Source organism: Microcoleus sp. D3_18_C2 (assembly GCF_036702395.1).
Lineage (GTDB): Bacteria > Cyanobacteriota > Cyanobacteriia > Cyanobacteriales > Microcoleaceae > Microcoleus.
Map to the genome: position 1 here is coordinate 164,956 of NZ_JAUBTG010000004.1, position 24,019 is coordinate 188,974.

The window sequence follows — 24,019 nt, forward strand, 5'->3', positions numbered from 1 at the left end:
CTGCACTCTGATTGTTAATAAAAATTAAGGAATTTATGCCGAAGGTAACGAACATCACACACACTTAATTGTGCGGGCGGGTTTAAATGACGGCATAACGGACTTGCAATTAAATATCACCCCATTATATCCTAGAAGGCTAGGAAACAGATTTTCGGACATGAGCGGTTCTGATCTGTGTGATTGGGATGCTACAAATGATATTGACTCAAACCCTTCAATCCACGTTCAAGGATGCTGCCAAGAAACAGACGGGCGATCGCCGTCGAAACTTTATGGCAAAAGTGGCGGAAGACCCAGATCAAATACAGCCGTGAAACCCTTTGTCCCATCTAGTAGACGCCGGGAGAAGTTGTGTGCTAGCTTCACCTTCAGGAACACTTGCTGCTGTGACCACCACACCACTAAGCCGAAGGTATCAACCGCAGTGCCGCGTTTTGGGCCCGCAGGTGCATGAAGGCTTTGTCAAACCAGACCCTCTGATGAACCATCGTTGCAGTGACAATTGTTGAAACCTGGTTTTTGGCGGATGGCGTGTCAGGACAGATTAAAAAAAAGCAGTCCTCAGCGTTTGCAGCGAGGAGGAGATCGAGGGCATTACAGTTTTTCCTATGTGGGGAATACGGGCTAAAGTAGCCGTAGGAAAGATTGATCCATACTTTTACTAACTGTGCTACTTTCATCAGAAATTTGGGTTTGAAACCCCGTCCTTCTAGGACGGCTTTACATGAATTTTTGTTAATACCTACCATTTCACCCAAGACGTGCTAGTATGTGAAATGGTGTACTTAAAATAAGTATGACACTAAAAGCCTTCAGCTATCGATTCTACCCAACGCCGGAACAAGAAAGTTTGTTGCGACGTACTTTGGGTTGTGTTCGTTTGGTCTACAACCGTGCTTTAGCCACAAGAACTGAAGCTTGGTACGAAGAACAGAAACGGGTAGGCTATGCTGAGACTTCTTCAATGTTAACCGAATGGAAGAAAACAGAAGAGTTGAATTTTCTCAATGAAGTTAGCTGTGTGCCATTGCAGCAATGTTTGAGACATTTACAAACGGCTTATACCAACTTTTTTGATGGGCGGGCCAAATATCCTAACTTCAAAAAGAAACGCAATGGTGGTAGTGCAGAATTTACCAAGTCAGCATTTAAGTTCAGAGATGGACAAGTCTACCTAGCAAAAAGCACACAAGCGTTACCAATTCGCTGGAGCCGGACACTACCTGATGGTGCAACACCATCAACCTTAAGCGTGAAGCTTGCACCATCAGGTAGGTGGTCAGTTTCTCTGTTGGTGAATGTTGAAATTGAAGCATTACCTCAGTCAGGCAGTCAAGTTGGTATCGACCTGGGAGTTACAAGCTTGCTCACTCTAAGCACTGGCGAAAAGATTGCCAATCCCAAAGGATTCAAGGCAAAATATCGCCAACTTAGAAAAGCGCAAAAATCTTTAAGTCGCAAGCAAAAAGGGTCAAACAACCGTCACAAAGCACGGCTTAAAGTAGCGAAAGTGCATCAAGAAATCACTGATGCAAGGAAAGATAGTCTTCACAAGTTAACAACGCGGTTGGTGTGTGAAAACCAAACCATCGCCGTAGAAGACTTAGCTGTGAAGAATATGGTTAAAAATCCCAAACTGGCCCTAGCTATAAGTGATGCAAGTTGGGGGGAATTAGTCGGACAACTTGAATACAAGTGTAAGTGGTACAGCCGTACTTTAATTAAGATCGATCGCTGGTTTCCGAGTTCTAAACGGTGTGGCAATTGCGGACACATCGTTGACAAGATGCCGTTAAATATCCGGGAATGGGATTGTCCTAATTGCGACACTCACCATGACCGAGATATTAATGCGGCAAAAAATATTTTGGCGGCAGGGCTTGCCGTGTCAGTCTGTGGAGCGACCGTAAGACCAGAACAGAGTAAATCTGTTAAGGCTGGTGCGAAATCCCCGTCAGGGACGGAAGCAGAAACCTAAGTCGTGAGTCTTAGGAATCCCCGTGCGTTTACGCCGGGGTGGATGTCAATGTTAGCTGTAAACCATCATGCGGGAAATCTGCCAGAGCGTGGAAACCATATTTGAACGGCTGTTAGACGAACTCAAAAAGTCCACTCGCGCGTCTGAGCAGAACTGCCAAGATGTAGCAGGGCGACTCGCAGCAGAAGTCAACAGGATATGCACTGAAAGCCAGCGGATTCAATCCTCTGGAGATATAGAAGGTTCAGCCCAGACCCTCGCTCAGCACCGCTTGCAACAATGCCTCCACTATTACAATTTAGGCTCCGGGCCCGGTAGAGTAGAATTGCACAGTACCCTCAGCGCGATCGTCTATCGCTACATCACCCCTCCGCAGGTGCAGTCTAGCTATCAGGCGCGAGTAGAACTGATCAAAGATTTTTTGCAAGGATTTTATCTGGAAGCTTTAAAGGCATTCCGGCGGGAAACCCAACTACCCGTCACCTACAGTCCCCGCACTCGCTTAGAACTAGCAGAGTACATGGCCTTTGTAGAGCGCTTCGGCAAGCGGCGCATTCCTTTACCTCGGAACCGCAGCCAGCAACTAATTATTTTACGGGCCCAAACCTTTTCCCAGCAGCAGCCGAAAGAAACCTCCGTAGATATGGAACAAGCCGCCGAGGGAGGGGCTTCAGATTCCGACCAAACTTGGAACGACACCTCGGTGTACTCAGTGCGGGAAGCGATGGCCGGACAGGGTTCGGCGGCAATTCGCCCCCAAGGCGACGAGTCAGAATCTCTGCGGCAAAACGTGATTGACGAATTAGTGGGTTACTTAAAAGAGCGCAATCAACAAGACTGCGCCGATTACTTCGTGCTGCGCTTGCAAGACTTGCCGACTAATGAAATAGAGTCGCTTCTGGGCATAACTCCCCGCCAAAGAGACTATTTACAGCAGCGCTTCAAGTACCATTTGCTCAGGTTCGCCATGTCGCACCGCTGGGAACTCGTTCACCAGTGGCTGGAAGCAGACTTAGATCGCAATTTGGGTTTGCTGCCTTCTCAGTGGCAGGCGTTTGGCGAGCAAATTGGCCCAGAGGGACAGCGTTTGCTAAAGTTGAAACAACAGGGTCTGTCAGAGTCAGCGATCGCCCAAACCCTGGGTAGCACGGTAGCCCAGGTACAGAAGCGGTGGTTTAAATTGCTGGAACTTGCGTGGGAATTGCGAAATCGTTCAGATTCCGGAGAAGGGGCATCTAGTGATGAATAACGAAACGAACAGGGATGCAGAGGCTTTCGATCGCCATTTTTTAGACTGGATATTGCAGGCGCCGATCGCGAATGCCTCTAGCGAAGATGAGGAAAACCTCAATCCATCCCCTCGCTCACAAGAGTGGGGCGACACAGAAGACAATTCCGGGGTGGAATACTGGGAATGGGACGAACCAGACCCGCTGGACTATCAAGTGGGGGCGCACAGCAATGCACCCGCACAACCGCTGACAATTGGAGAAATACCGACCGTGCAAGACCGTTTTCAGACCTTGTTAAAAGAAAGGCTTAGAGCCGAAATTGAATCTAACCCGCCGCTGTTCCCCTGGGAAACAGAATTCAAAAGCTACGACCACGATTACCCAGACGATGTAGCCCCGCAATGGGTTCCCCCCCTACACCTCTGGACTCCCCAACTACAAAATATCAGGTGGGGCCGCCTGCCAATTCCGATCGCCCAAGGGGTTTTTGCTCAACTGCTAGAACCTTGTCAGGAATTGGTAATGTCGTCGCTGCGGCAAGGATCGAAGTTAGTTCGCGCTGTAGATGGCTTATTTCCGGGCCAGTCTCAGGAACTCAACGAGTTAGCTGGTTTAGTGCTCCGAGGTTCTTTGCGGGGACTTCTAGATTTAGAAGATTTCCCGAATTACGAAGCAGCGAGTACCGATCAACAAATGGTGCTGTCGCTGTTGGCAGCCAAGGAAATCATTGAGTCTCTAACTCTCGATTGTCCTGTAAATCAGCCACCGGTTTCGCGGGAGTGGCTGACTGGTTTGGGTGCGCTGACTCTGGAGGCTCAATATCTGTCGAACCGCAACAGAGAACAGCCAATGCCGTGTTTAAGAGTTGAGTGCCAATTTCCGGGGGCAGGAAGTTTGGAACTCAAGGGAGGAGATGCCGAAGCAACTGCACATCGTCCGAATTCCGGGCATTTAAGTGTGGAGTTGTTTGACCCGCAACCTAACAAGACTTATGCTCTAGAAGTTCGATTCCAAAACTTCGATACCAGACCTTTGATGTTTGCTATTCGTCCAATTTGGACAGGACAAGATAGCAACTAGAAAGGTATAATTAGAGTAAAGAATTTAGCTTTTTACTCTGTGGTTTGACCTCACACAAAACAGATGCAATCCCTCGACTTCGGTCGTAGAAAGCAAAAAAAAATTAGATATTAGTTCAAGCCCTCAGATTCATCTGTGGAGTAAATCTAAAATCTAATGACAGAGGAATAAGATTTGGAGATTAGTTAAAACCCAGATTAATCTGTGGATTCAATCTAAAATCCAAAATCTAAAATGGTTTGACCGAGAAATAAGGTTTAGATATTAGTTAAAACCCAGATTAATCTGTGGGTTCAATCTAAAATCTAAAATCTAAAATGGTTTGACCGAGAAATAAGGTTTAGATATTAGGTAAAATCCAGATTTATCTGTGGATTCAATCTAAAATCTAAAATCTAAAATCTAAAATAGTTGGATGGGTGCACATGACAACTGATAACCTGCGAAATATACCTGTGTTGGGTAAGCTGTGGGAGCAGATTGAGGCCATGCCTCCGCCGGTGATTGAGGATTCTTTGCTGCTGCGAATCCTAGTTCAGTTGTTGGTAATTGTGGGGATTGTAGCTACTGACGTTGCTGCTGAAGAAGCCCTGAACCTGTGGGCTGTGCCTGTTAGTATTGTGGGAGCAACTTGGAGTTGGTACCGCCGCCGCGATCGCAATGTAGCTGCTAAGTTCTGCATAGCTATTGGAATGCTGGTGGCGCTGTTCGCTTTTTTTAGCCGCTTGGTGGGAGAATTGAATGATACGCGGTTAGTTTTGGCGCAACTGTTAATCCAACTTCAAGTGCTGCACAGTTTCGATTTGCCCCGCCGCAAGGATTTGGGCTATTCGATGGTAATCGGGCTAATTTTGTTAGGGGTAGCAGCGACTCTCAGCCAAACCTTGACTTTTGCGCCGCTATTGTTGGTGTTTTTGGCTTTAGCGCTTCCGACTTTGGTTTTGGATTATCGATCGCGCTTGGGATTTTTGAAGCCAGAAGCCATTGGCGAAAAAGCACAAGGTAAAGGGAAAAATGATAGCCTGTCGCTATTTGCGGCTACTTTATCCCCAAAGTATTTTGCTTGGCTGCTACTGATAACTGTCGGGTTGGGGCTGACTATTTTTGCGTTTTTGCCACGCCTCCCTGGCTATCAGTTGCGGACTTTTCCGGTGAGTGCTCCTATTGAATATCAGGGGGAGTTTGACGAGCGCAGCATTCTGAATCCAGGGTATGTTAGAGGGGGAAATGAAAAAGGAACTGGCGGAGGAACGGGGAGAAACCCAGACTCTGGGCCAGGAGAGGTAGACTCTACTTTTTATTACGGTTTCAACCAGCGCATTAATCAAAATTTGCGGGGGGAAATGAAACCAGAAGTGGTGATGCGGGTGCGATCGCAGGCTGCGGGTTTTTGGCGAGTATTAGGCTTTGACAAATACACCGGTCAGGGTTGGGAAATTTCTCGCAACGAACAAGCTCAAAAGCTTACTCGGCCTAGGTGGTCTTATCAATTTTATCTGAATCCTTTTCCCAATGCGCCTCGGACTCAAGAGGTGATTCAAAGTTATACTATTGTCGCTCAGTTGCCGAATTTGATTCCAGCTTTAAACAAGCCGAAGGAGCTTTATTTTCCGAGTCCAGAGGTGGCGATTGATGCGGAGGGGGGTTTGCGAGCGCCTGCGGCATTGGGAGAGGGTGTGACTTATACGGTGATTTCTAATGTGCCTTTTCGCGATCGCTCTTTGTTAGGTAAAACTGGTACTGATTACCCGAAAAATATTCGCAAGTTTTATTTGGATGTACCCCCGGAAATTGCCCAAAAGGTGCGCGAAAAAACTGAAGAAATCTTGGCGGCAAGAACTAGAGTATCTCAGTCGGAAAGACCGATAGATTCTCCTTACGAAAAAGCTTTGTATTTGGCTCAATATTTAAAGCAAAATCCGAATTACAAAATTGAAAAAGCTTTGCCTTACTTAGAAGAAGGTGAAGATTTAGTCCAGGCTTTTCTGTTTGGCTACAAAAACACCCAGGGCGGCAAAAAAGTTACAGGGGGATATCCAGACCACTTTTCGACGGTACTGACAATTATGCTGAGATCGATCGGGATTCCGGCGCGACTGGCGGGCGGCTTCGATACGGGGGAATTTAACCCGTTTACTGGTTACTACGTTGTGAAAAATACCGACGCTTTTTTGATGACGGAGGTATATTTTCCCAATCACGGCTGGTTTGGTTTTAATCCGATTCCCGGTTATCCGCTGATTCCGGCTTCGGTGGAAGACAACCAGACTTTTAGTGCGCTGGAATCGTTTTGGAAGTGGATCGCGGGTTGGCTACCGACTCCTCTCAGAAGCGGGCTGGATTCAGTTATAGGTTTTCTAATTGGCTGGATAACTTTGATTGTGGGCTGGTTTCTGGGACAGTTTGCTAGGGGTTGGGTGGGGTTATTTACTGGTTTGATTGCTGCGATCGCCTTTGGCTTTATTGGCTGGTTAATTTGGCAACTGTGGCGCAAGTGGCGCCACCGCCGCTGGCTGGCGAAGTTGCCGCCGGTGGAGGGGGTTTATCAGGAAATGTTGAAGGATTTGGCGAGTAGGGGTTTTGCCAAGCAGAAAGCTCAAACGCCTTTGGAGTATGCTGAGGCTATGCGCGGTAATCATGCAACTGATGAAGCTGAGGTGATTGATGAAGTTTCGCAAGCTTACGTGCGCTGGAAGTATGGCGGCGAAGCGGGTAATTTGAACCAGTTGCGGCAGTTGGTGGAAAATTTGAGGCGATCGCACTTGAAGAAACTCAAAAAGTTAAGATAAAAATCGGCGAGGGAAATTGCTTCTCCACAAATAGGAGTTACGGAGAAAAACCCAAGAAACCGGGTTTTTCCGGTTTCTACGGCTGCATGGCGTCTTCTGGGCAAAAACCCGGTTTCTGGCCACCCGCGCATCATCTGATTGCGATCGCAAAATTTCACTCTTAATACAGCCTCACGCTTTCAATCATCGGTTTGATGAGCAACAATGAGGCGATCGATTTCTTGGTGGTGGCGATCGTAATAAGCTGTGGAGCATTTAAACCAGTAACGAGGCTAGTAGGGTGCGTCAGCTAGAACCCTTACGCTGAAACGGAAAACCTTAGATGCTGACGCACCTTACGCAAGCCCTTTAAATGCCGAACAGCTTAACGCCAAGCATTCTCTAGATCGCGATCGGAGTGTGGATTTATGTTAAGGGGAGATGAATGATTCGGTCTTGGTATTCGTTATCAAACGAACCATCAACAATCAAAATCAATTCCTCAATATTTTGCCCAATACTTAAATCCTGATTCAAAACGAAAATCCCTGGAATATGACAACCTTTAGCCAGATGATCTACCAAATGCACGGGCATTGACTTGCGATTATTTGTCACCAAAATAAAGCTATGCTCCTCACACCACACCAAAATCTCCGGATCGAGGGTGCTTTTTGGGGGTGTACCAATTTCACCCACTGCCCAAACTACTAAATCGGGGCGTTTCCGGCGAAGCTGTGTAGCATAAATGGGCGTAACATTCTCATCCATCAAATATTTAAGTGCCATTCCTCAAGCACCCTGGATCGCGGTTTGCCTTTCCCGTTCAGCTTTCAATTTTCGCAATCTTTCTGCTGCAGGATGGGGATTTGCTGCTTGCATTTTTCGCTGCTGATGCGACCACTCCAACCAATCTTGCAAATATCTACTTACTGATTCTTGATTTTGTAAATAATACAAAATAGTCGTATAAACTTCTGCTAAACTGAGAGAGGGATAGAGTTGCTGAATTTCTTCTGGGGTGCGTTCCCGATAAATATACTCATACAGTACCGTCTCAATCCCGATGCGATGTCCTTTAATACGAATATCATCCGGTGCTAAGAAATCAAAATACTCATTAAGTCCCATATCTAAACTTCCTGTTTTAGCCATCTACTATTCTACTCGTGATCGGGAATCCCTTGATTCGCCCGATCGGCATCATCAGAAGTTAAAACATCACAGTCAAGGGTACGCAAATGCTCGAACATTGCGATGATCGCACAGAGTGTTTGAATCGACCGCCTTACTCGCAAGAGTCAGCGAAACATGAGCAAAAAACGGGATTCTTGGTTCCATGAACCTCCAACCCTTGATTTATAAAGTATTAGATAGTATGCGGATAAAAGGACTTGAACCTTCACTCCTCTCGGAACCAGAACCTAAATCTGGCGCGTCTGCCAATTCCGCCATATCCGCATTTTGACATTTAAATACTATAGCACACAACAGAGCGATCGGTCAAGCGATTTTAGATTTTAGATTTTGGATTTTAGATTGAATACGGCGACCTACTGATAAATCCGCAGGCTGATGACCCCATAGCTCGATCGCCCAACATCGATTTTAGATTTTAGATTTTAGATTTTAGATTGAAGAAAGCGACCCACTGATAAATCCGCAGGCTGATGACCAAATTGCTCGATCGCTCAACATCGAGAAACCCGGTCATTTTGGGACACCGGGTTCAATCATGAGTTATCGCCACAGCAATTTTCCGTATTTTTCACTCGTCGCTTACTTTTGGCCCAGCGCCTTCCAGGTTGTGTCGTCCACCATGCCGCTAGCGGTCAAACCCTTATTCTCCTGAAAGCTCTTGACAGCCGTAGCAGTGCGAGCGCCAAAAATGCCGTCGATCGGGCCCGGATCGTAACCCTGCATTTCCAAACGCACCTGTAGCGTCTTCACCTTGGAACCGACAGCGCCTTTATTCAGAAGAGTTGGAGGATTGCCGGCAACAGCAGCATTGCTCAGAGTTGGAGCATTGCTCTGCACAGTTTCAGAAGCTGATGCCGGATCTGCTGCTAAAGCTGTCCAAGTTTCTTTATCCACAATGCCATCTGCGTTCAAACCCTTAGACTGCTGAAAAGCACGAACCGCCGATGTAGTGCGAGAGCCATAGGTACCGTCGATCGTCCCCACCTTGAAACTGTGCACCTGCAAGCGCTGCTGTATGGCTGCAACTTCTGGCCCGTCAGCACCCGCCGAGATAGTTTTTTCCTTTCTGACTGGCGCCTGCTCGCCCGCGTAAAAAGGCTTGTTAAACATATCTGCTTTGGACTTTCCCTCCGGCGATGCTGACGAACCCGGCTCGGCGGGAGCCGTAAAGTCTCTGCGGTACTCTTCCTGCACCAAGGGTTCGGAGTCAAAAGCAGCAATTGCCTTTCGGGTTAAGCCGGGAGCGAGCAGAGCAATCAAGCTGAAAATCGTAACAGTAGTCACACGCATAAATTTCATCCTGTTGGTAAGGTTTGACAAGGTTTCCCTGTTTTCATGTTTCTAAATCTAATTGTATTACCCGGACAGCTTTCTGAGACATATAGCAGAAGCAAGAAGGAAGAATGACTTTCGACTTCGCGATCGGGTAACAAGAAGTCCGAGGGAAGGGGTAATAGACCGCATTGGTTTAGGCCATTAAGAAAGTTCTAAGCGTCTGGCGCGGTTGCTATATCTGCCCCGGTCTCTAGAATTTCGGCAATGGGGAAACCACCATTCAGAAGTTGCGAGTTGGAAGTTACCTGTTAGAAGTAGGAGCCGGTTCGCACTATTCCTAATAAAGCCGATTGATTCCGAGATGTTTCGTTACCAAAGCCCATATTTTCGTATAAACCACATCTTTTAGCCTCAGTCTTATGGTACAAAGTCGGCAGTCATTCACAAATCTTGACAGGCGTATTTTGTACAAAGTTGATCTATGAAAGGCGAAGTTTTTTCCTTTAATCTCCCCGTAATATCAATTTCGGTTGTATCTGAGATGTTGCACCATTCTCAATTACTTGCTTAGGAACAGGCTTTTCGGCCTGTTCCACAATAAAATTCATCTCTTGTGGAACAGGCCGAAAAGCCTGTTTTTGAGAATAGTACAACATCTCAGTTGTATCGGAATTATTAAACCCCTCTTGACGCAGAGGATACAGAGAAAGGGAAGAGAGAGAGGAATAATTCCGATACCAACGGATTTGATATAAAAAGCAAAACTCGCGACTTATCGGTTAGCGTGTTCTGCCAATAAAGCCTTCGCTTTCGGCTTGTAAATGAGATAAAACAGCGATTCTATGTAACGGAGCATATCTTCGCGGTTTTCCTTGGACGAGTAGTTCCAGAAACCGTAAGTCCGCGCCAGCGTCAGCAGCTTGGTAGTGTGAATTTTCCAGGTATAGGTGCTGTAAACTCGGTCAATTCCTCGCGTTGAAATTTTATACCAATAGTTGGGATTGTGTTCGCATTTCGATAAAAAGTCGAGAATTTTTTGGGCAGTCTCCTGGTGGTTGGTCGGGTTGATATAAAACCCATTTACGCCATCTTGAATGATTTCCAGCGGGCCGCCAAACTGCGTCCCGAAAGTGGGAATCCCGGTAATCATTGCTTCGAGAATTGTCAAGCCGAAAGCTTCAAATAATGCTGGCTGAACAAATATACCTTGGGTGTCGGCGATTACCCGGTAGATTTCGCCGGACAGGCTTTTGGAAAGCCTCACTCCCAGCCAGCGAATTTTACCGTGAAGGTTGTATTGGTCGATAATTGCGTAGAGTTTTTTAATTTCTTCTGCTTCTTCGTAGTCTTCGGTTTCTTCGACCCGCAGTTTGCCAGCTACTAGAATTAAGTTGCATTTTTCTTGCAATTCCTGGCTTTTTCCGAACAATTCTGCTAAGCCGGTCAGGTTTTTAATGCGATCGAGCCGGGCCATCGAAAATAAAGGGCGCTTTTGCGGGTCATCGAGTTTTCCAAAGACCTGTTCCGGGTATTCTAGAGTAAACAGCAGTTCGCCCGGCCGATCGCGATCGCCTTGCACCCGGTCTTCTATCCGCGTGTAGGGAAAGTAGACACTTTCGTTGACTCCCGGCGGCACTACGTTGAATTTAGGGAAGATTGATAAAACTGTTCGGGCTTTTCCTATTTGGTGCAGTAGGCAACAAAAGTGTTAACTATATCGTTTCGCAGCAAATATTTGTTGCCCAAAGCGCGTCAATTGCTGGCAAACTGAGGCAAGTCGGATTTTTTGTCGCTGGCCATAACAGCCTGAAACAGTTCTGATATAGGTAGCCGCTTAATTTTATATCTTCTTTGAGATTCGCTCTAAGGGGGGGCGATACAAGTTAGTATCGCCTGTTTTTTTTAGGTAATTTAAAAGCCTGCAATTTTACATTGCTATCCCTCAAATGACATAAAATTCCCCGTATTTGTGGCGAATGTAGCGGATAAAGGGATCGATAGTTAAAGGTGAACCGGTAACGCGATCGATCAATTCGACAGCGGTGTATTTACGGCCGTGCTGGTAGATGTTTTGTTTTAGCCAGTTGTGGAGTACGCTAAAATTGCCCCGTTCTATTTCTACGGGAATTTCAGGATTGAGTTTTACTGCTGTTTCGTAGAATTGGGCGCTCATCAAGTTGCCGAGGGTGTAACCTTGGAACATTCCGCCGATCGTACCAACATACCAGTGAACATCTTGCATCGCGCCTTCGCTGTCTGTGGCGGGGACAACGCCGATGTCGGTTCTATAGCGTTCGTTCCAGGCTTCAGGGAGGTCTCGGACTGCTAGTTTTCCCTCTACCATTGCCAATTCTAGGTCAAAGCGGATGGCGACGTGGAGGTTGTAGGTTACTTCGTCGGCATCGGTGCGGATGAGCGATCGCGAGACTTTGTTAATGGCCCGGTAAAATGCGTCAGTGGATACGTGTCCCAACTGTCGCAAAAATATGCCTTGGAGTTGCGGGTAGAAACATTCCCAAAAACCGCGGCTGCGCCCGACCATATTTTCCCAAAGTCGCGATTGACTTTCGTGGACGCCGGAGGAAATGCCACCTGCCAGAAGGGTACCTTCAAATTCCGGGGAATTTCCGAGTTCGTAGAGGGCGTGTCCGGCTTCGTGGATGCTGCTGAACAAAGCTTGATCCAAGTGGTCTTCATAGACGCGGGTGGTAATTCGCACGTCGTCTATGGAGAAGTTGGTCATGAACGGGTGCAGGGTGGTGTCTTGCCGTCCCCGTTGGAAGTCGTACCCCATGCGTTCTACGACTTTACGAGTGAATTCTAGTTGCTGGGATTCTGGGAAGTCTTGGTGCAAGCAGGAGTCGTCGGCGGGAGGTTGCGAGGTGATGGCTTCGACTATCGGCACTAATTCTTGACGCAGTTTGGCGAAAAGCGGGCGCAACAGCGATACTTTCATGCCGTAGTCGCTACGATCGATCAAAGGATCGGCAATGTGTTCGTAGCCGGGAAAAAAATCGGCGTATTGCCTGCTTAATTCTAGGGTTTTTTCGAGATACGGCTCAACGGCTGCGAAGTTGTTGGCTGCCCTGGCCGCGGCCCAAGCTTCGTAGCAGTCGGCTTGGTGGCGGCAGAGTGCGGACATGAAGGTTGCGGGGACTCTGGAGGCGCGATCGTAGTCTCTGCGGGCGATGCGGATCAGGCTGGCTGCGGTGGAGTCGTAGGGCAGGGTTTGTTCGTAGAAACGCAAGTCTTCTAGGAGTTCACCTATTTTTGGATCTGTAAATTTTTCGTGGGATATTTGTTTGAGAGTAGCCAACTGGCGGCCTCTGGCACTTGCACCTTTGGGGGGCATATAAGTTGATTGATCCCAATGCAGCAGCGACGAGGCTGATTCGATGTCGTTAACTTCTCTGAGGTGGGCTGCCAGTTGAGCGAATTTTGCTTGAGTTTTGTCTAGGGTTTGCATGATTGGGGTTTATGGTGCTGTTTTGCCTACAAAGGTTGCAGTGCGGCATCCGTCTCCATCAATCATAGCTACCCTGAAATCAAGCTAAAAACCGCACTTCTTCCCGTATTGTAAGCAATTTAGAGTCATTTTTGCACAATTTCCGGTATTTCTGCGGATTGAGTTCGATCGCCTTGGATAAGTTTTCGATCGCCAGCCGGATGCTGGTAGCTACAAGTTCCTGGCTGTTTGTGAGTTCGCCTGCTTGTTTTTCCAGGGCGTACACGCAAGCTTTTTGATAGTACAGGTTGGGATCGTCGGGTGTGAGTGCGATGATTTTATCGTAGGAGGCGATGGCTTCGGTAAATCGTTTGATTTTTTTGAGGGCGACGGCGCGGTTGTACCAGGCTTCGGTGTTGTCTGGCTGCAACTCTACGGTTTTGTCCCAAGAAGCGACTGCTTCTTCCAAGCGTTGTAAGTTGGCGAAGGCTAAGCCGCGGTTGTAAAAGGTTTCGCTGTCGTTTGGGTTGAGTGCGAGGGCTTTGTCCCAGGATGCGATCGCTTCTTCAAATTGTCCCATTTGTGCGATCGCCGTGCCGCGTTTGTTCCAGGCTTCGGCGGAATTCGGCCGCAGTTGCAGGGTTTTGTCGTAGGAGGCGACGGCTTCCGGGTAGAGTTTTTCATCGGCTAGGGCTAAGCCGCGGTTGTACCAGGCTTGATGCAAGTCTGGTTTGAGTTCGATCGCTTTGTCGTAGGAAGTGATCGCGGCTGTATTTTGGTCTGATTTTCTCAGGGCAAATGCTTTGTTGTACCAAGCTTCGCAGTAGTCTGGTTTGATGGCTATAGCTTTCTCGTAGGAGGCGATCGCTTCTGACAATTTTTCTAAGCTGACGAGGGTGTTGCCGCGGTTCGTCCAAGCTTCGGGGTAGCTGGGATTGAGTTGGATCGCCTTTTCGTAGGATGCGATCGCTTCTGAGAGTCTGTTGAGCTTCCGCAAAACGTTGGCCCGATTATACCACGCTTCGGGATTGTTTGGTTTGATTTTTAGGGATTGGTTGTAGGCTGCGATCGCTTCTTCTAGCTGGCCCAATTTTTTGAGGGCTACGCCTTGGTTGTACCAGGCTTCATAAAATTTTGGTTCAAGTTCGATCGCTTCTTCCCAAGATTCGATCGCAGCTTGGAATCGTCCCATTGCTTCTAGGGCGTTGCCGCGTTCGTACAAGGTTTGAGCCTTTTGGGTGTTGACTGCTATGGATTTTTCCCCTGAGTCGATCGGCTTTTCTATGCTGGCTAATTTTTGCAAGGGGTTTCACCTCTTTATTTTCTGTCTAATTGATTCTTTTCTTTTTTATATGCGATCTTTTTCGCCTTTGAGTGCTTTTGATCGCGACTGTTTGGTTATTTATGGCAATTTTACAGGAATTTGGGGACTTTTTCAAATTTTTTCATTATAATTTTAGACCGGGCATTTGTAAGTATAGATTAATACTAATTTTTTATAGGACTGCGTAGAAAAGAGGAAAGGGCGATCGTACTGAGGTGTGACAAACCTCATCCAAGATATAACAGGACTTACACATCCACCCTATTTGTGGCCCTTGTTACTACGGGTAGTGTAAAACTTTAAAAGTTCCGTAAGTCCTGATATAATTTTCACCTATCGGCGATCACTGACTTAGCAAATTGCAGAGCTTTTCAGCAATGTGAGCCTGTGTATTTGATGATAATTCACCCAACTCACGTTGAACAACCACTGTAGAAACAGTCACCAGTTGATGCAGCCTGATAGTAGATGGCACCCGCAGCCCCGAAGCCTGAAAGTTTGGATGAGAAGCTTCTAATACGATATCTGTTTCCAGTAGATTTGTGGGGAAGCGACTTGTAATATAAGCAAGAATAACATGGCGTCGCGCTCCCAAAGGGTTAGTCAAACAAGCTGCTGGACGCAATTTGTTAGCCGATAAATCATCATAGGGAAACGGTACTAGGAAAATCTTACCCTTGGTCATTAAATGGTTTACCGTCAGCTATAGTATAAATGTCTTCTTCTGGGTCGAGTATCGAACCAAAATTAGGCTCTATCGCTACTGTTTTAATCCATTCTGAGTCGTGGAATGGCACGCCATCAGCTAAAGTGTAGATATCTTCTGCTGAGTCTCTCAGAGAATCAAATGCTGGATTTGCGATCGCAGCTTTTAGCCATTCATATTCTTCTAGTTTTGCTTTGTGAATTAGGGCAGCTTCTAGTGCTTCCAGTCGCTTCAGGTCTGCATAAGTAATGATAGCAGCGATCGCCCTTCCTTCCTGTTCTATGACAATTCGTTCTCCAGTATCCTCAACACGGGCGATGAGTTCGGGAAATTTGTCATTGGTTACGGTTACATTTAGTTGAGTCATGTTTTACCTCGCTACTAATTCTTCTATTTTATCGTGTCAACTAGCTTCGTTTAAAAGTGTTTTTGATGCTGTAGCGGCGGGTTTTACAAAGAATTATTGCCTCAAACCGACAATCTCATAAACCCGCCCCGCCCAATGGCAAATCCCTATTCTTGAATCAAGGCTTGAAACCGACTATCCGATCGCAGGCTGTCAAAATCCGAGTCAGTTTTTGCCATTTCTCGGTATTTGTCAGGGGTGAGATTGATGGCTTGCTGCAAATTCTGAATCGCTTGGTCAATCTGACTCTGTAACGCATAGCAGCAAGCTTTATTATAAAATGCTGCGTCATAATCTGGTTTGATTTCTAAGGCTTTGTCGCAGGAGGCGATCGCTTCTTCCCATCTTCCTAAATTAATCATTGCAGAGCCCCGATTGTACCAGGCTTCGTGATAATCAGGTTTAAATTCTAAAGCTTTGTCGAAGGAGGCGATCGCTTCTTCCCATCTTCCTAAATTAATCATTGCAGAGCCCCGATTCAACCAGGATGTGTGAAAATCTGCTTTGATTTCTAAGGCTTTGTCGTAGGAGGCGAGCGCTTCTTCCCATCTTCCTAAATTAATCATTGCAGAGCCCCGATTCAACCAGGCTTCGTCTTTATCTGGTTTGATTTCTAAGGCTTTGTCGTAGTCGGCTATCGCTTCTTCAAATCTTCCTAAATTATACATTGCATAACCCCGACCAGACCAGGCTTCGTCTTTATCTGGTTTGATTTTTAAGGCTTTGGCGTAGGAGGCGAGCGCTTCTTCAAATCTTCCTAAATTACCCAGTGCAAATCCCCGATTCAACCAGGCTTCGTGATCATCTGGTTTGATTTCTAAGGCTTTGTCGTAGTCGGCTATCGCTTCTTCCCATCTTCTTAAATAAAGCAGTGCAGTACCCCGATTGAACCAGGCTCCGTGATAATCTGGTTTGATTTTTAAGGCTTTGTCGCAGGAGGCGAGCGCTCCTTCAAATCTTCCTAAATTATACATTGCATAACCCCGACTCGACCAGGCTTCGTGATAATCTGGTTTGATTTTTAAGGCTTTGGCGTAGGAGGCGAGCGCTTCTTCAAATCTTCCTAAATTACCCAGCGCAACTCCCCTATTATACCAGGCTTCGTGATAATCTGGTTTGATTTTTAAGGCTTTGTCGCAGGAGGCGAGCCCTAGTTCAAACAAGCCTAAATTATTCATTGCATTGCCCCTATTGCTCCAGGCTTCCTGAAAATCTGGTTTGATTTTTAAGGCTTTGTTATAGGAAGCGACCGCTGCTTCAAATAAGCCTAAATCATACAGTGCAACTCCCCGATTATACCAGGCTGAGTAATTATCTGCTTTGAATTCTAAGGCTTTGTCGAAGGATGTTATCGCTGCTTCAACTCTTCCTAAATAAAGCAGTGCAGTACCCCGATTGTACCAGGCAGCGTGATAATCTGGTTTAATTTCTAAGGCTTTATCGAAGGAGGCAAGCGCTGCTTCAAATCTTCCTAAATTACCCAGTGCACCCCCCCGATTGTCCCAGGCTTCGTGATAATTTGGTTTGATTTCTAAGGCTTTGTCATAGCAGGCGAGCTCTTCTTCAAATCTTCCTGAATTACCCAGTGCAACGCCCTGATTGTAAAAGGCTTCGGGATCGGGCTTGATTTCTAAAGCTTCGTCAAAAAAGGCGCTTGCTTGTTCAAACAAGCCTAAGCCTAAATTATACAGTTCATTCCAATCCATAATTTCTCACCTCATGGCTCAAATTGTGCCAGACTCTCTTGAAATTGCTTAATTCCTTTAATCAGCCGAGGAAAATATTAAATAATCTTAAAGTATTTTTTGCAAGTTCAATGTTGATCCAGACTAACACAACACAACTAAGCTGACAATACCTGAGCCGCCGTCAGCACTAATTCGGGGAAAGTGGGCGAAACAATTTGTTCATTATCTCTAAACTGAGTAAGCTGATATTTCCCTTCAGCCTTTAGCGAAAAAACAAATACTGTAGGAATTTTCGGGTTCCCCAAATACTCTCTTTTGCCAATTGCTAAATAATCAATAATCCAGTATTCAGCAATGCCCAAGCGTTCATGTTCATCTAGCTTATCAACATAATCATCTTCCCAATTAGTTGATACTACCTCGACAGCTAACTGAATTGGCGATTCCAGTGCGGCATAAGCTTTGCGTTCACCACGCCACAAAGTGCGATCGACTACGCTGACATCAGGAACTCGTCCTTGTTCTATACCTTCTTTTGTGGTAGTTTTAATAGTGATACCTCGCTTGACTACATAGTTGAGTTTCAGGCGATCGCACTCTCGATAAAACTGTCTGTCTGTAAATTCAGCCACGTCATCGGGATTTCTGGTAGTTGCCATTTTGACAATCTCTCCGTTCACCAATTCATAAATACCATCTTCCGGGCAAATAGCAATAAATTCGTTAAATTTTAATTTTTGTTTGGTGGTTGCAATCATTGTTTAAATAATCCCTAAAGTTGCAGCCATATCCTCCGGTTCTGCGTTACCAGGCTTTGCTTGGAAACGATTAGTTTCTTAGTCTCGGGTTGCGCGGACTTTGTTTGTGTAGTAGCGATTCCAAATTATTTTTTCATCACTTACGCACTACGACTAAAGAAACCGGGTTTTTTACCGAATCTGCGCGTTACAACGAAGTATTTTTGTAAAAAACCCGGTTTCTGCTCTCCCATGCGTAAGTCCTAAGAATGCTGCCGCACCCTATTTTTAAGCTTGATACTTTTTCAGAATAGCAACTTTTTCCGGGAAGATTTCGATCGCCATTTTGTCATCATAACGAGTCGCGAGCGATCGTCTCACCTCGCCCAAAAACAGCGGCTGCGACAGCCCAGGTTCAGGATGTACCACTGTACGAACCCGGATGGTCATGTAGTCTCTGCCACGCCCAGAGCGCCCTGGAGAGTACAAGTCCGCAGCCGCTTGCCGCATCGTTGCTTCTAATTCAGATTCCGTGATCGTAGGTGGCACAGTAACTACTGTTTGAGCGCCGCCAGTATCGTAAACTAAAGAATAGCGCACCGCACCCGGAATTTCTGTACGGGAAAACAGTCCCAAACCCAGACCAAATATACTCGCAGCAATTACTCCCATAAAGCTGGTCACTCCCACCAATCGGAAGCGAAAACCCCATTTGAAGATAAATGCTATAACTGTTAGAATAGCTAAAGCTCCTGTCAGAATTCCCGCCCATTGGGCGTACATTAAAAGGTTAGAATTTACGTTCATTTGATGATTTGTTGACTGTTGACTGTTGACTGTTGACTGTTGATATTAGTTACCGATACCCGATGCCCAATGCCCAATGATTAATTAAGCGTTTCGGGCCACAAGCAGATAAGTCATCATATCGCCTTTCCCCTTCACTGGAATCACGCCGCGCTCCTCAAAAACGTACTTACCCCGCAGGCGTTCGTAGGTAGCAACTGTCACCTGAATGCTGCCGGGGACGCCTTGAGATTCCATCCGGGAAGCTGTATTTACCGTATCTCCCCACAAATCGTAAGTAAATTTTTTAGTACCGATTACCCCAGCTTCCACGGGGCCTGTGTGGATGCCGATGCGGATGCTGAGCGGCTGACCTCCCTTGGTACGGATCTTAGTCATTGCTGCTTGAATTTCCAGGGCCATTTCCGCGATCGACTCGGCGTGGTCGTCGCTGGGCGTCGGCAAACCGCCAACCACCATATAAGCATCGCCGATCGTCTTAATTTTCTCAAGTCCGTAACGCTCGGCCAACTCGTCAAAAGCTGAAAAAATCTCGTTGAGCAACTCCACCAATTGGGCCGGCGATAAATGAGCCGAAAGCTTAGTAAAACCGACCAAATCGGCAAACATCACTGTCACCTCAGCGAAACTGTCGGCGATCGTACTTTCCCCGTGTTTGAGGCGCTGCGCGATCGCCTTCGGTAAAATATTTAACAGCAAACGCTCGGACTTTTCCTTTTCCTCCGCCAACTCCCGTAAATACGCCTGTTCCTTATCCCGCAGGCGCTTCTTTTCCAGACAAGCGCTAATCCGAGCCTTGAGCAATACCGGATTGAACGGTTTAGAAAGATAATCCTCCGCCCCCAACTCTATACACCGAACGATACTGTCGATATCGTCCACCGCCGAAATCATAATCACCGGGATGTAGCGCAACTTTTCGTCCGCCTTCAGACTTTCGAGCACCTGATAGCCGTTCATTTGCGGCATCATAATGTCTAGGAGAACCAAATCAAAAGGATGGTTTCGCAACATTTCCAGAGCTTGGAGACCATCTTCAGCAACAGTCACCACATGGCCTTGACGCTGAAGTCGGCGGGCCAGCAAATCGCGGTTTACCTCATTGTCGTCAACAACCAGCACGCTGCCCTCGTCACCTTTCATGTCAGGGCCTCTTTGAGAAGAGTTTCAATTTTACCCAAAAGTCGGGGAAACTCGACCGGTTTAGTGTCATAGTCATTGCAGCCTGCAGCAAGACACTTTTCACGATCGCCCGCCATTGCGTGAGCCGTCAGCGCAATCACCGGAATCCTGCTAGTTTCAGGAGCCGCCTTAATTTGCTGCGTTGCTTGCCACCCGTCGAGAACCGGCAGACTCATATCCATCAGAATCAAATCCGGTACTTTCGCGAGCGCCATCGACACTCCCTCAGCACCGTCAACAGCAATAAAGACCTCATGTCCCTTGCGGGCCAGACGCCTGGAAAGCATATCCCTATTCATTTCGTTATCTTCGACCAACAGGATTTTAGCCATTGGTGTTCTCCTTGCCTTTCGAGTCGTACCTGCGATCGAACCTGTCATTGACTATAGAGCGAACATCGCGCAACAAAGTATCGCAACTGTAGACTCCCTTTTGTAGCACCCGCTCGACGTAGCCGTTTAGCTGCTGGCTTTCGGTCGGTGTCAAATTTTTCCCCGTGATCACAACAATCGGTATAGGATCTCCCGAATGGGATTTACGAATTTCCCCGATCAACTCAAAACCATCCATTTCTGGCAACATCAAATCCAGTAATATCAGGTGCGGGCGAGCAACTTTTAGCCGATCGAGAGCAGCGCGTCCGCTATCAGCTTCCGTTACTGCCCAGCCTTGTGTTTCTAGTACGCATCGCAGTATTTCGCGCGTGGCAACGTCGTCTTCCACAATTAGAATCTGACAGGTCAAATTGTTACTTGCAACGCCGTCTTGGTCGCGTCGGTACTTGTTCAACAAGGCAGCCAGCCGTTTGCCGTCCACTGGTTTGGTGAGGTAGTCCGAGGCACCCAATGCAAAGCCGAGGCTTTTGTTGCCCACAAAGGATAGCAGGATTACGGGAATTTCGGCAAGGTCAGGATCTGCCTTCAGCGCTGAGAGTACCGCCCAGCCGTCCATTCCGGGCATAATCACATCCAGGGTAATGGCGTCTGGCCGTAGTTGCTTAGCCAGCCGGAGAGCTTGCTCGCCGCCGCCGGCGACTTCTACGTGCAGTCCTTGGCGACTGAGGGCGCGCTGGATTAAATCCCGCGAGATCGGGTCGTCGTCAACTACCAGCACCGTGCCGATAGCGGGGGCGTCGGGAGGGTTTGTGCTGTCGTGAACTTTGTTGGGGATTTCCGGATGTTTGATGGCTTTGGGCAAGAGCACGGTGAAAGTGGTGCCGGAGCCCAAGGTGCTGCTGACTTCTATGCTGCCGCCCATCATTTGACAGAAGCGCTGGCTGATTGCTAGTCCCAAACCGGTGCCGCCGTACTTGCGAGTAGTCGAGGCATCAGCTTGGGTGAAAGGTTGGAAAACTCGCTGCAATTGCTCTTTTGTCATGCCGATGCCGGTGTCGGCGACGCGGAAACTTAAAAATTCGGAGTTGGAAATTAAAATTTGGGAAGATTCCTCTTGATTTTTCATTTTTAATTGTTCATTTTTAATTCTTTCCACTCCGATCGCAATTCTCCCGTTTTGTGTGAACTTAGCAGCGTTGCTGAGCAAGTTAAGCAGCACTTGCCGCACTTTGGTCATGTCCGCGTGCATGGTGTCGAGGTTGTCTGGACAGTAAACTTCTAGGGTATTACCGTTTTTCTCGACCAGCGGCCTGGCCGTGGCAACAGCACTTTCAATTAAGCTATGAATGTCGAAGGTTTCTAAGTAGAGATCCATTCGGCCTGCTTCAATTTTAGAAATATCTAGGATGTCGTCAATCAGGGACAGCAGGTGTTTGCCGGCGCAGCAGATTTTTTCGAGGTCAGGGACGGATTCGCAACTGCCCAATTCTTCGGCTTCTTCTTGGAGCATTTCGCTGTAGCCGATTATGGCATTGAGGGGTGTGCGAAGTTCGTGGCTCATGTTGGCGAGAAATGTGCTTTTTGCCCGGTTGGCTGATTCTGCTGCTTCTAGGGCCAACTGCATGGCGGATTCTGCTTGTTTGCGATCGGTGATGTCTTGGACTGTGCCTTCGTAGTACAAAACCCTGCCGTTTTCGTCGCAGATGCTGCGCGCGTTTTCGGAAATCCAGATTGTGCTACCGTCTCGGCGGTATATTTGGGATTCAAATTTTGACACTTGGCCGCGCGCGCCCAATTGGGCCATAAACTCGGCGCGCCGATTGGGGTTCACGTAAAATTGATGGTTGATATCGGTGAGTTCGGCAAGCATTTGGGTACTGGATTCGTAGCCGTAAATTCGAGCTAGTGCGCTATTGCCGCTGAGGTAGTACCCGGAAGGCGTTGTCTGGAATATGCCTTCGACTGCGTTTTCAAAGATGCTGCGGTATTTTGTTTCGGATTGTCTCAAGGCTGCTTCTGCTCGCTTGCGCTCTAGGGCATTGGCGAGCATTTCTCCTACCATTTTTAGCTGTGTGGATATTGTGGATATTTCGGTTCCTCGACCTGCTGTTTGCTTTAAGCCCTCGAATCCGAGAAATCCTACTAGGTTTTTACTACAACTAATTAGGGGAATAATTATCAGCGATTGGATATTTTTTAGGTGTTTTTGTGATTCTAATTTATTGATGGAAGCGCCCATTGCAGGTATTGAGGCGGTTGCTGTTTCATTGACTGTTTGGGATGGGGAGTCTGTCTGGAATTGGGCTGGATTTTTACCGATAAAATAGGCAATTTCGGCGATTGCTGAGGGCGGGATTTCGCCAATTTCTGGAATATAGAGGCATTCGGCGCGATCGAGCTTTTCTGCAATCCAAGGGATTTGTGCGATGTCTATTGGTTTGTCGGTGCTGTTTTTGACTGCCGGAATGCTTTCGCCGCACCACTCGTAGGTTTTGTCGGCGCGGGTTTTGTCGAATGATAACAGGTAGATGTAACTGCGGTCAAACCCGCTCAAGGTGGCGATCGCTTCTAGGGTTTGATCGATGCCTTTGTCTATTTCTGATAAGGGCTGGCTGATGAAATGGGTTGACAAACGGGCAATCAATTGAGCGAATTCTCTTCGATACTGCAAAGATTGTTCTTCTTTTTTGAGTTCGGTAACGTCTCGAAAGATCCAGACTCTACCGACTGTTTTCGATCCGACTTTTGATGGCAACGAATTTAATTCAAAAATTTTTCCGTCTTTAAATTCTAATAATTCGCTGATTTGAGTATCTGAATCTGCCGACACTTTAATCGCGTTTTCGAGAAATATTTGCGGGTCTTGTAATTGTTCCCGGGCGTTGGGTAATCCTGTTTCGATCGTGTTTTTGACTGTGCCGAAGGTCGATCGGCTCAACTTTCCTTGGCTGGCGGACAAACCCCACATCTCTAGAAAATTCTGATTATAATTACATATATTGCCGTTTCTGTCAACCGCCAAAATTCCTGCATCTGTAGATTTTAGAACTGCTTGCAGTATCGAGAGCGATTGCTTGTGTTCTCTAATGTCAAAAATGTCAAAAAACACCAAGACTGATATTTCGCTGCCCTCAACGGCGGGATGGAAAAAATAGGAAACTGGTAAAATCTTGCCGTCGCGACACAAAAACTCGTCGTCCCAATTGTTGCAAGGTTGACTGGAAGCGATCGCCTGTTGTAAATCTAGTGTAGGTGCGATCGTCCCATCTTCAGTATTGCTGGGCGACTGTTTCGTAGCCGTCAAAACTTGGGATTTGTTACCTTTCTTTTGCTTCCCGATGCACTCTAGCAGAGAAAAGCCTGCAAGTTCCGATTCTCGCCATCCCAGCAAGCGTTCTGCCTCTGGATTTACCGAGATTACACAGCCCTTCGCGTCAAGGATACACAATCCCGCTCCCCAACTGTTGACACTCGCCCGCAGTCGATCGAATTCTGAAGCTGTTGGAGAGTCTTGAGGGGACTGGGGGGAGTCTGTTAAATCCTTTAACGCCACTGTCTCGTTGTTCAAGCAATCCTGCTGCTGAAGTTCTTGCTGATTCTGAACTCCGTCATAGCTACAACTTACCTGCTCTAATAAAAGCTGCCACTGCTCAGCAGTGGGAGGAGGAGACTCGCCGACTAAACCGAGCTGTTCGAGTTGGCGCTGGAGGTGGGGGTGCATATTTTCTGGCACTTTGTAGGCAACTTTCTACAGTATATCTTTTTAATTAATAGTATATATACGTAGGTATACGGTTAGGGGAAAACTACGCGATCGAAGTCTATCACAGGTTTTCTTGAGAAGCCGAGGGAT

Annotated in this window: 19 protein-coding genes and 1 tRNA gene; 5 read left to right on the forward strand and 15 right to left on the reverse strand. The window is 47.1% G+C overall.

Annotated elements, in window-relative coordinates; genetic code table 11:
- Window positions 1-160: 160 nt before the first annotated feature.
- From QUA88_RS04620 to QUA88_RS04640, 5 genes are all read left to right on the forward strand, one after another.
- Window positions 161-457 carry a hypothetical protein gene (locus QUA88_RS04620; protein WP_333053251.1) on the forward strand — a complete coding sequence of 99 codons (297 nt, stop codon included), beginning with the start codon at window positions 161-163 and terminating at the stop codon, window positions 455-457.
- Window positions 458-799: 342 nt separating this feature from the next.
- Window positions 800-1,981 (forward strand): RNA-guided endonuclease TnpB family protein, encoded by a 1,182-nt coding sequence (locus QUA88_RS04625; RefSeq protein ID WP_333053250.1) that lies wholly within the window; start codon window positions 800-802, stop codon window positions 1,979-1,981.
- Window positions 1,982-2,048: 67 nt separating this feature from the next.
- Window positions 2,049-3,230, forward strand: coding sequence for a heterocyst differentiation protein HetZ (gene hetZ / locus QUA88_RS04630; protein WP_333053249.1), 1,182 nt, complete (start codon window positions 2,049-2,051; stop codon window positions 3,228-3,230).
- Window positions 3,223-4,293 carry a hypothetical protein gene (locus tag QUA88_RS04635; protein WP_333053248.1) on the forward strand — a complete coding sequence of 357 codons (1,071 nt, stop codon included), beginning with the start codon at window positions 3,223-3,225 and terminating at the stop codon, window positions 4,291-4,293. Before hetZ ends, QUA88_RS04635 begins: the two co-directional genes overlap by 8 nt.
- A gap of 425 nt (window positions 4,294-4,718) precedes the next feature.
- Window positions 4,719-7,082, forward strand: a complete 2,364-nt coding sequence (locus QUA88_RS04640; protein WP_333232204.1) for a DUF3488 and DUF4129 domain-containing transglutaminase family protein — start codon at window positions 4,719-4,721, stop codon at window positions 7,080-7,082.
- A gap of 405 nt (window positions 7,083-7,487) precedes the next feature.
- Here QUA88_RS04640 and QUA88_RS04645 read toward each other — a convergent pair whose 3' ends face one another.
- The 15 genes from QUA88_RS04645 to QUA88_RS04715 all read right to left on the reverse strand — a co-directional run bounded on the left by QUA88_RS04645 (window position 7,488) and on the right by QUA88_RS04715 (window position 23,887).
- Window positions 7,488-7,850, reverse strand: a complete 363-nt coding sequence (locus QUA88_RS04645; protein ID WP_333053246.1) for a DUF5615 family PIN-like protein — start codon at window positions 7,848-7,850, stop codon at window positions 7,488-7,490.
- A gap of 3 nt (window positions 7,851-7,853) precedes the next feature.
- Entirely contained in the window at window positions 7,854-8,216 is a 363-nt protein-coding gene (locus QUA88_RS04650; RefSeq protein WP_445243027.1) for a DUF433 domain-containing protein, read from the reverse strand.
- A gap of 224 nt (window positions 8,217-8,440) precedes the next feature.
- Window positions 8,441-8,522 (reverse strand) — tRNA-Leu (locus tag QUA88_RS04655).
- A 318-nt stretch (window positions 8,523-8,840) separates the two neighbouring features.
- Window positions 8,841-9,551 carry a peptidoglycan-binding protein gene (locus QUA88_RS04660; RefSeq protein ID WP_333232202.1) on the reverse strand — a complete coding sequence of 237 codons (711 nt, stop codon included), beginning with the start codon at window positions 9,549-9,551 and terminating at the stop codon, window positions 8,841-8,843.
- A gap of 757 nt (window positions 9,552-10,308) precedes the next feature.
- Window positions 10,309-11,229, reverse strand: a complete 921-nt coding sequence (locus tag QUA88_RS04665; RefSeq protein WP_445251904.1) for a glycosyltransferase — start codon at window positions 11,227-11,229, stop codon at window positions 10,309-10,311.
- A 249-nt stretch (window positions 11,230-11,478) separates the two neighbouring features.
- Window positions 11,479-13,002 carry a carboxypeptidase M32 gene (locus QUA88_RS04670; RefSeq protein ID WP_333270479.1) on the reverse strand — a complete coding sequence of 508 codons (1,524 nt, stop codon included), beginning with the start codon at window positions 13,000-13,002 and terminating at the stop codon, window positions 11,479-11,481.
- A gap of 79 nt (window positions 13,003-13,081) precedes the next feature.
- Window positions 13,082-14,284, reverse strand: coding sequence for a tetratricopeptide repeat protein (locus QUA88_RS04675; RefSeq protein WP_333270482.1), 1,203 nt, complete (start codon window positions 14,282-14,284; stop codon window positions 13,082-13,084).
- Between the two features lie 364 nt (window positions 14,285-14,648).
- A complete protein-coding gene (locus tag QUA88_RS04680) occupies window positions 14,649-14,990 on the reverse strand; it encodes a type II toxin-antitoxin system PemK/MazF family toxin (RefSeq protein WP_333270485.1) in 342 nt (113 codons plus the stop codon).
- Window positions 14,977-15,378: a type II toxin-antitoxin system Phd/YefM family antitoxin gene (locus QUA88_RS04685; protein ID WP_333270488.1), complete on the reverse strand. Its 402-nt coding sequence runs from the start codon at window positions 15,376-15,378 to the stop codon at window positions 14,977-14,979. Before QUA88_RS04685 ends, QUA88_RS04680 begins: the two co-directional genes overlap by 14 nt.
- Before the next feature lie 146 nt (window positions 15,379-15,524).
- Complete coding sequence (locus tag QUA88_RS04690) at window positions 15,525-17,123, reverse strand: tetratricopeptide repeat protein (protein WP_333270492.1); 1,599 nt, start codon at window positions 17,121-17,123, stop codon at window positions 15,525-15,527.
- 137 nt (window positions 17,124-17,260) lie between these two features.
- A complete protein-coding gene (locus QUA88_RS04695) occupies window positions 17,261-17,863 on the reverse strand; it encodes a Uma2 family endonuclease (RefSeq protein ID WP_333270495.1) in 603 nt (200 codons plus the stop codon).
- Between the two features lie 267 nt (window positions 17,864-18,130).
- Window positions 18,131-18,649, reverse strand: a complete 519-nt coding sequence (locus QUA88_RS04700; protein ID WP_333232194.1) for a Ycf51 family protein — start codon at window positions 18,647-18,649, stop codon at window positions 18,131-18,133.
- Window positions 18,650-18,733: 84 nt separating this feature from the next.
- The gene (locus QUA88_RS04705) at window positions 18,734-19,792 is read right to left on the reverse strand and encodes an adenylate/guanylate cyclase domain-containing protein (protein WP_333270498.1); all 1,059 of its coding nucleotides are present in this window, start codon (window positions 19,790-19,792) and stop codon (window positions 18,734-18,736) included.
- Complete coding sequence (locus QUA88_RS04710) at window positions 19,789-20,163, reverse strand: response regulator (protein WP_015177895.1); 375 nt, start codon at window positions 20,161-20,163, stop codon at window positions 19,789-19,791. Before QUA88_RS04710 ends, QUA88_RS04705 begins: the two co-directional genes overlap by 4 nt.
- Window positions 20,156-23,887 carry a response regulator gene (locus tag QUA88_RS04715; protein WP_333270501.1) on the reverse strand — a complete coding sequence of 1,244 codons (3,732 nt, stop codon included), beginning with the start codon at window positions 23,885-23,887 and terminating at the stop codon, window positions 20,156-20,158. The genes QUA88_RS04710 and QUA88_RS04715 overlap by 8 nt, the downstream gene beginning before the upstream one ends.
- Between the last annotated feature and the right edge of the window lie 132 nt (window positions 23,888-24,019).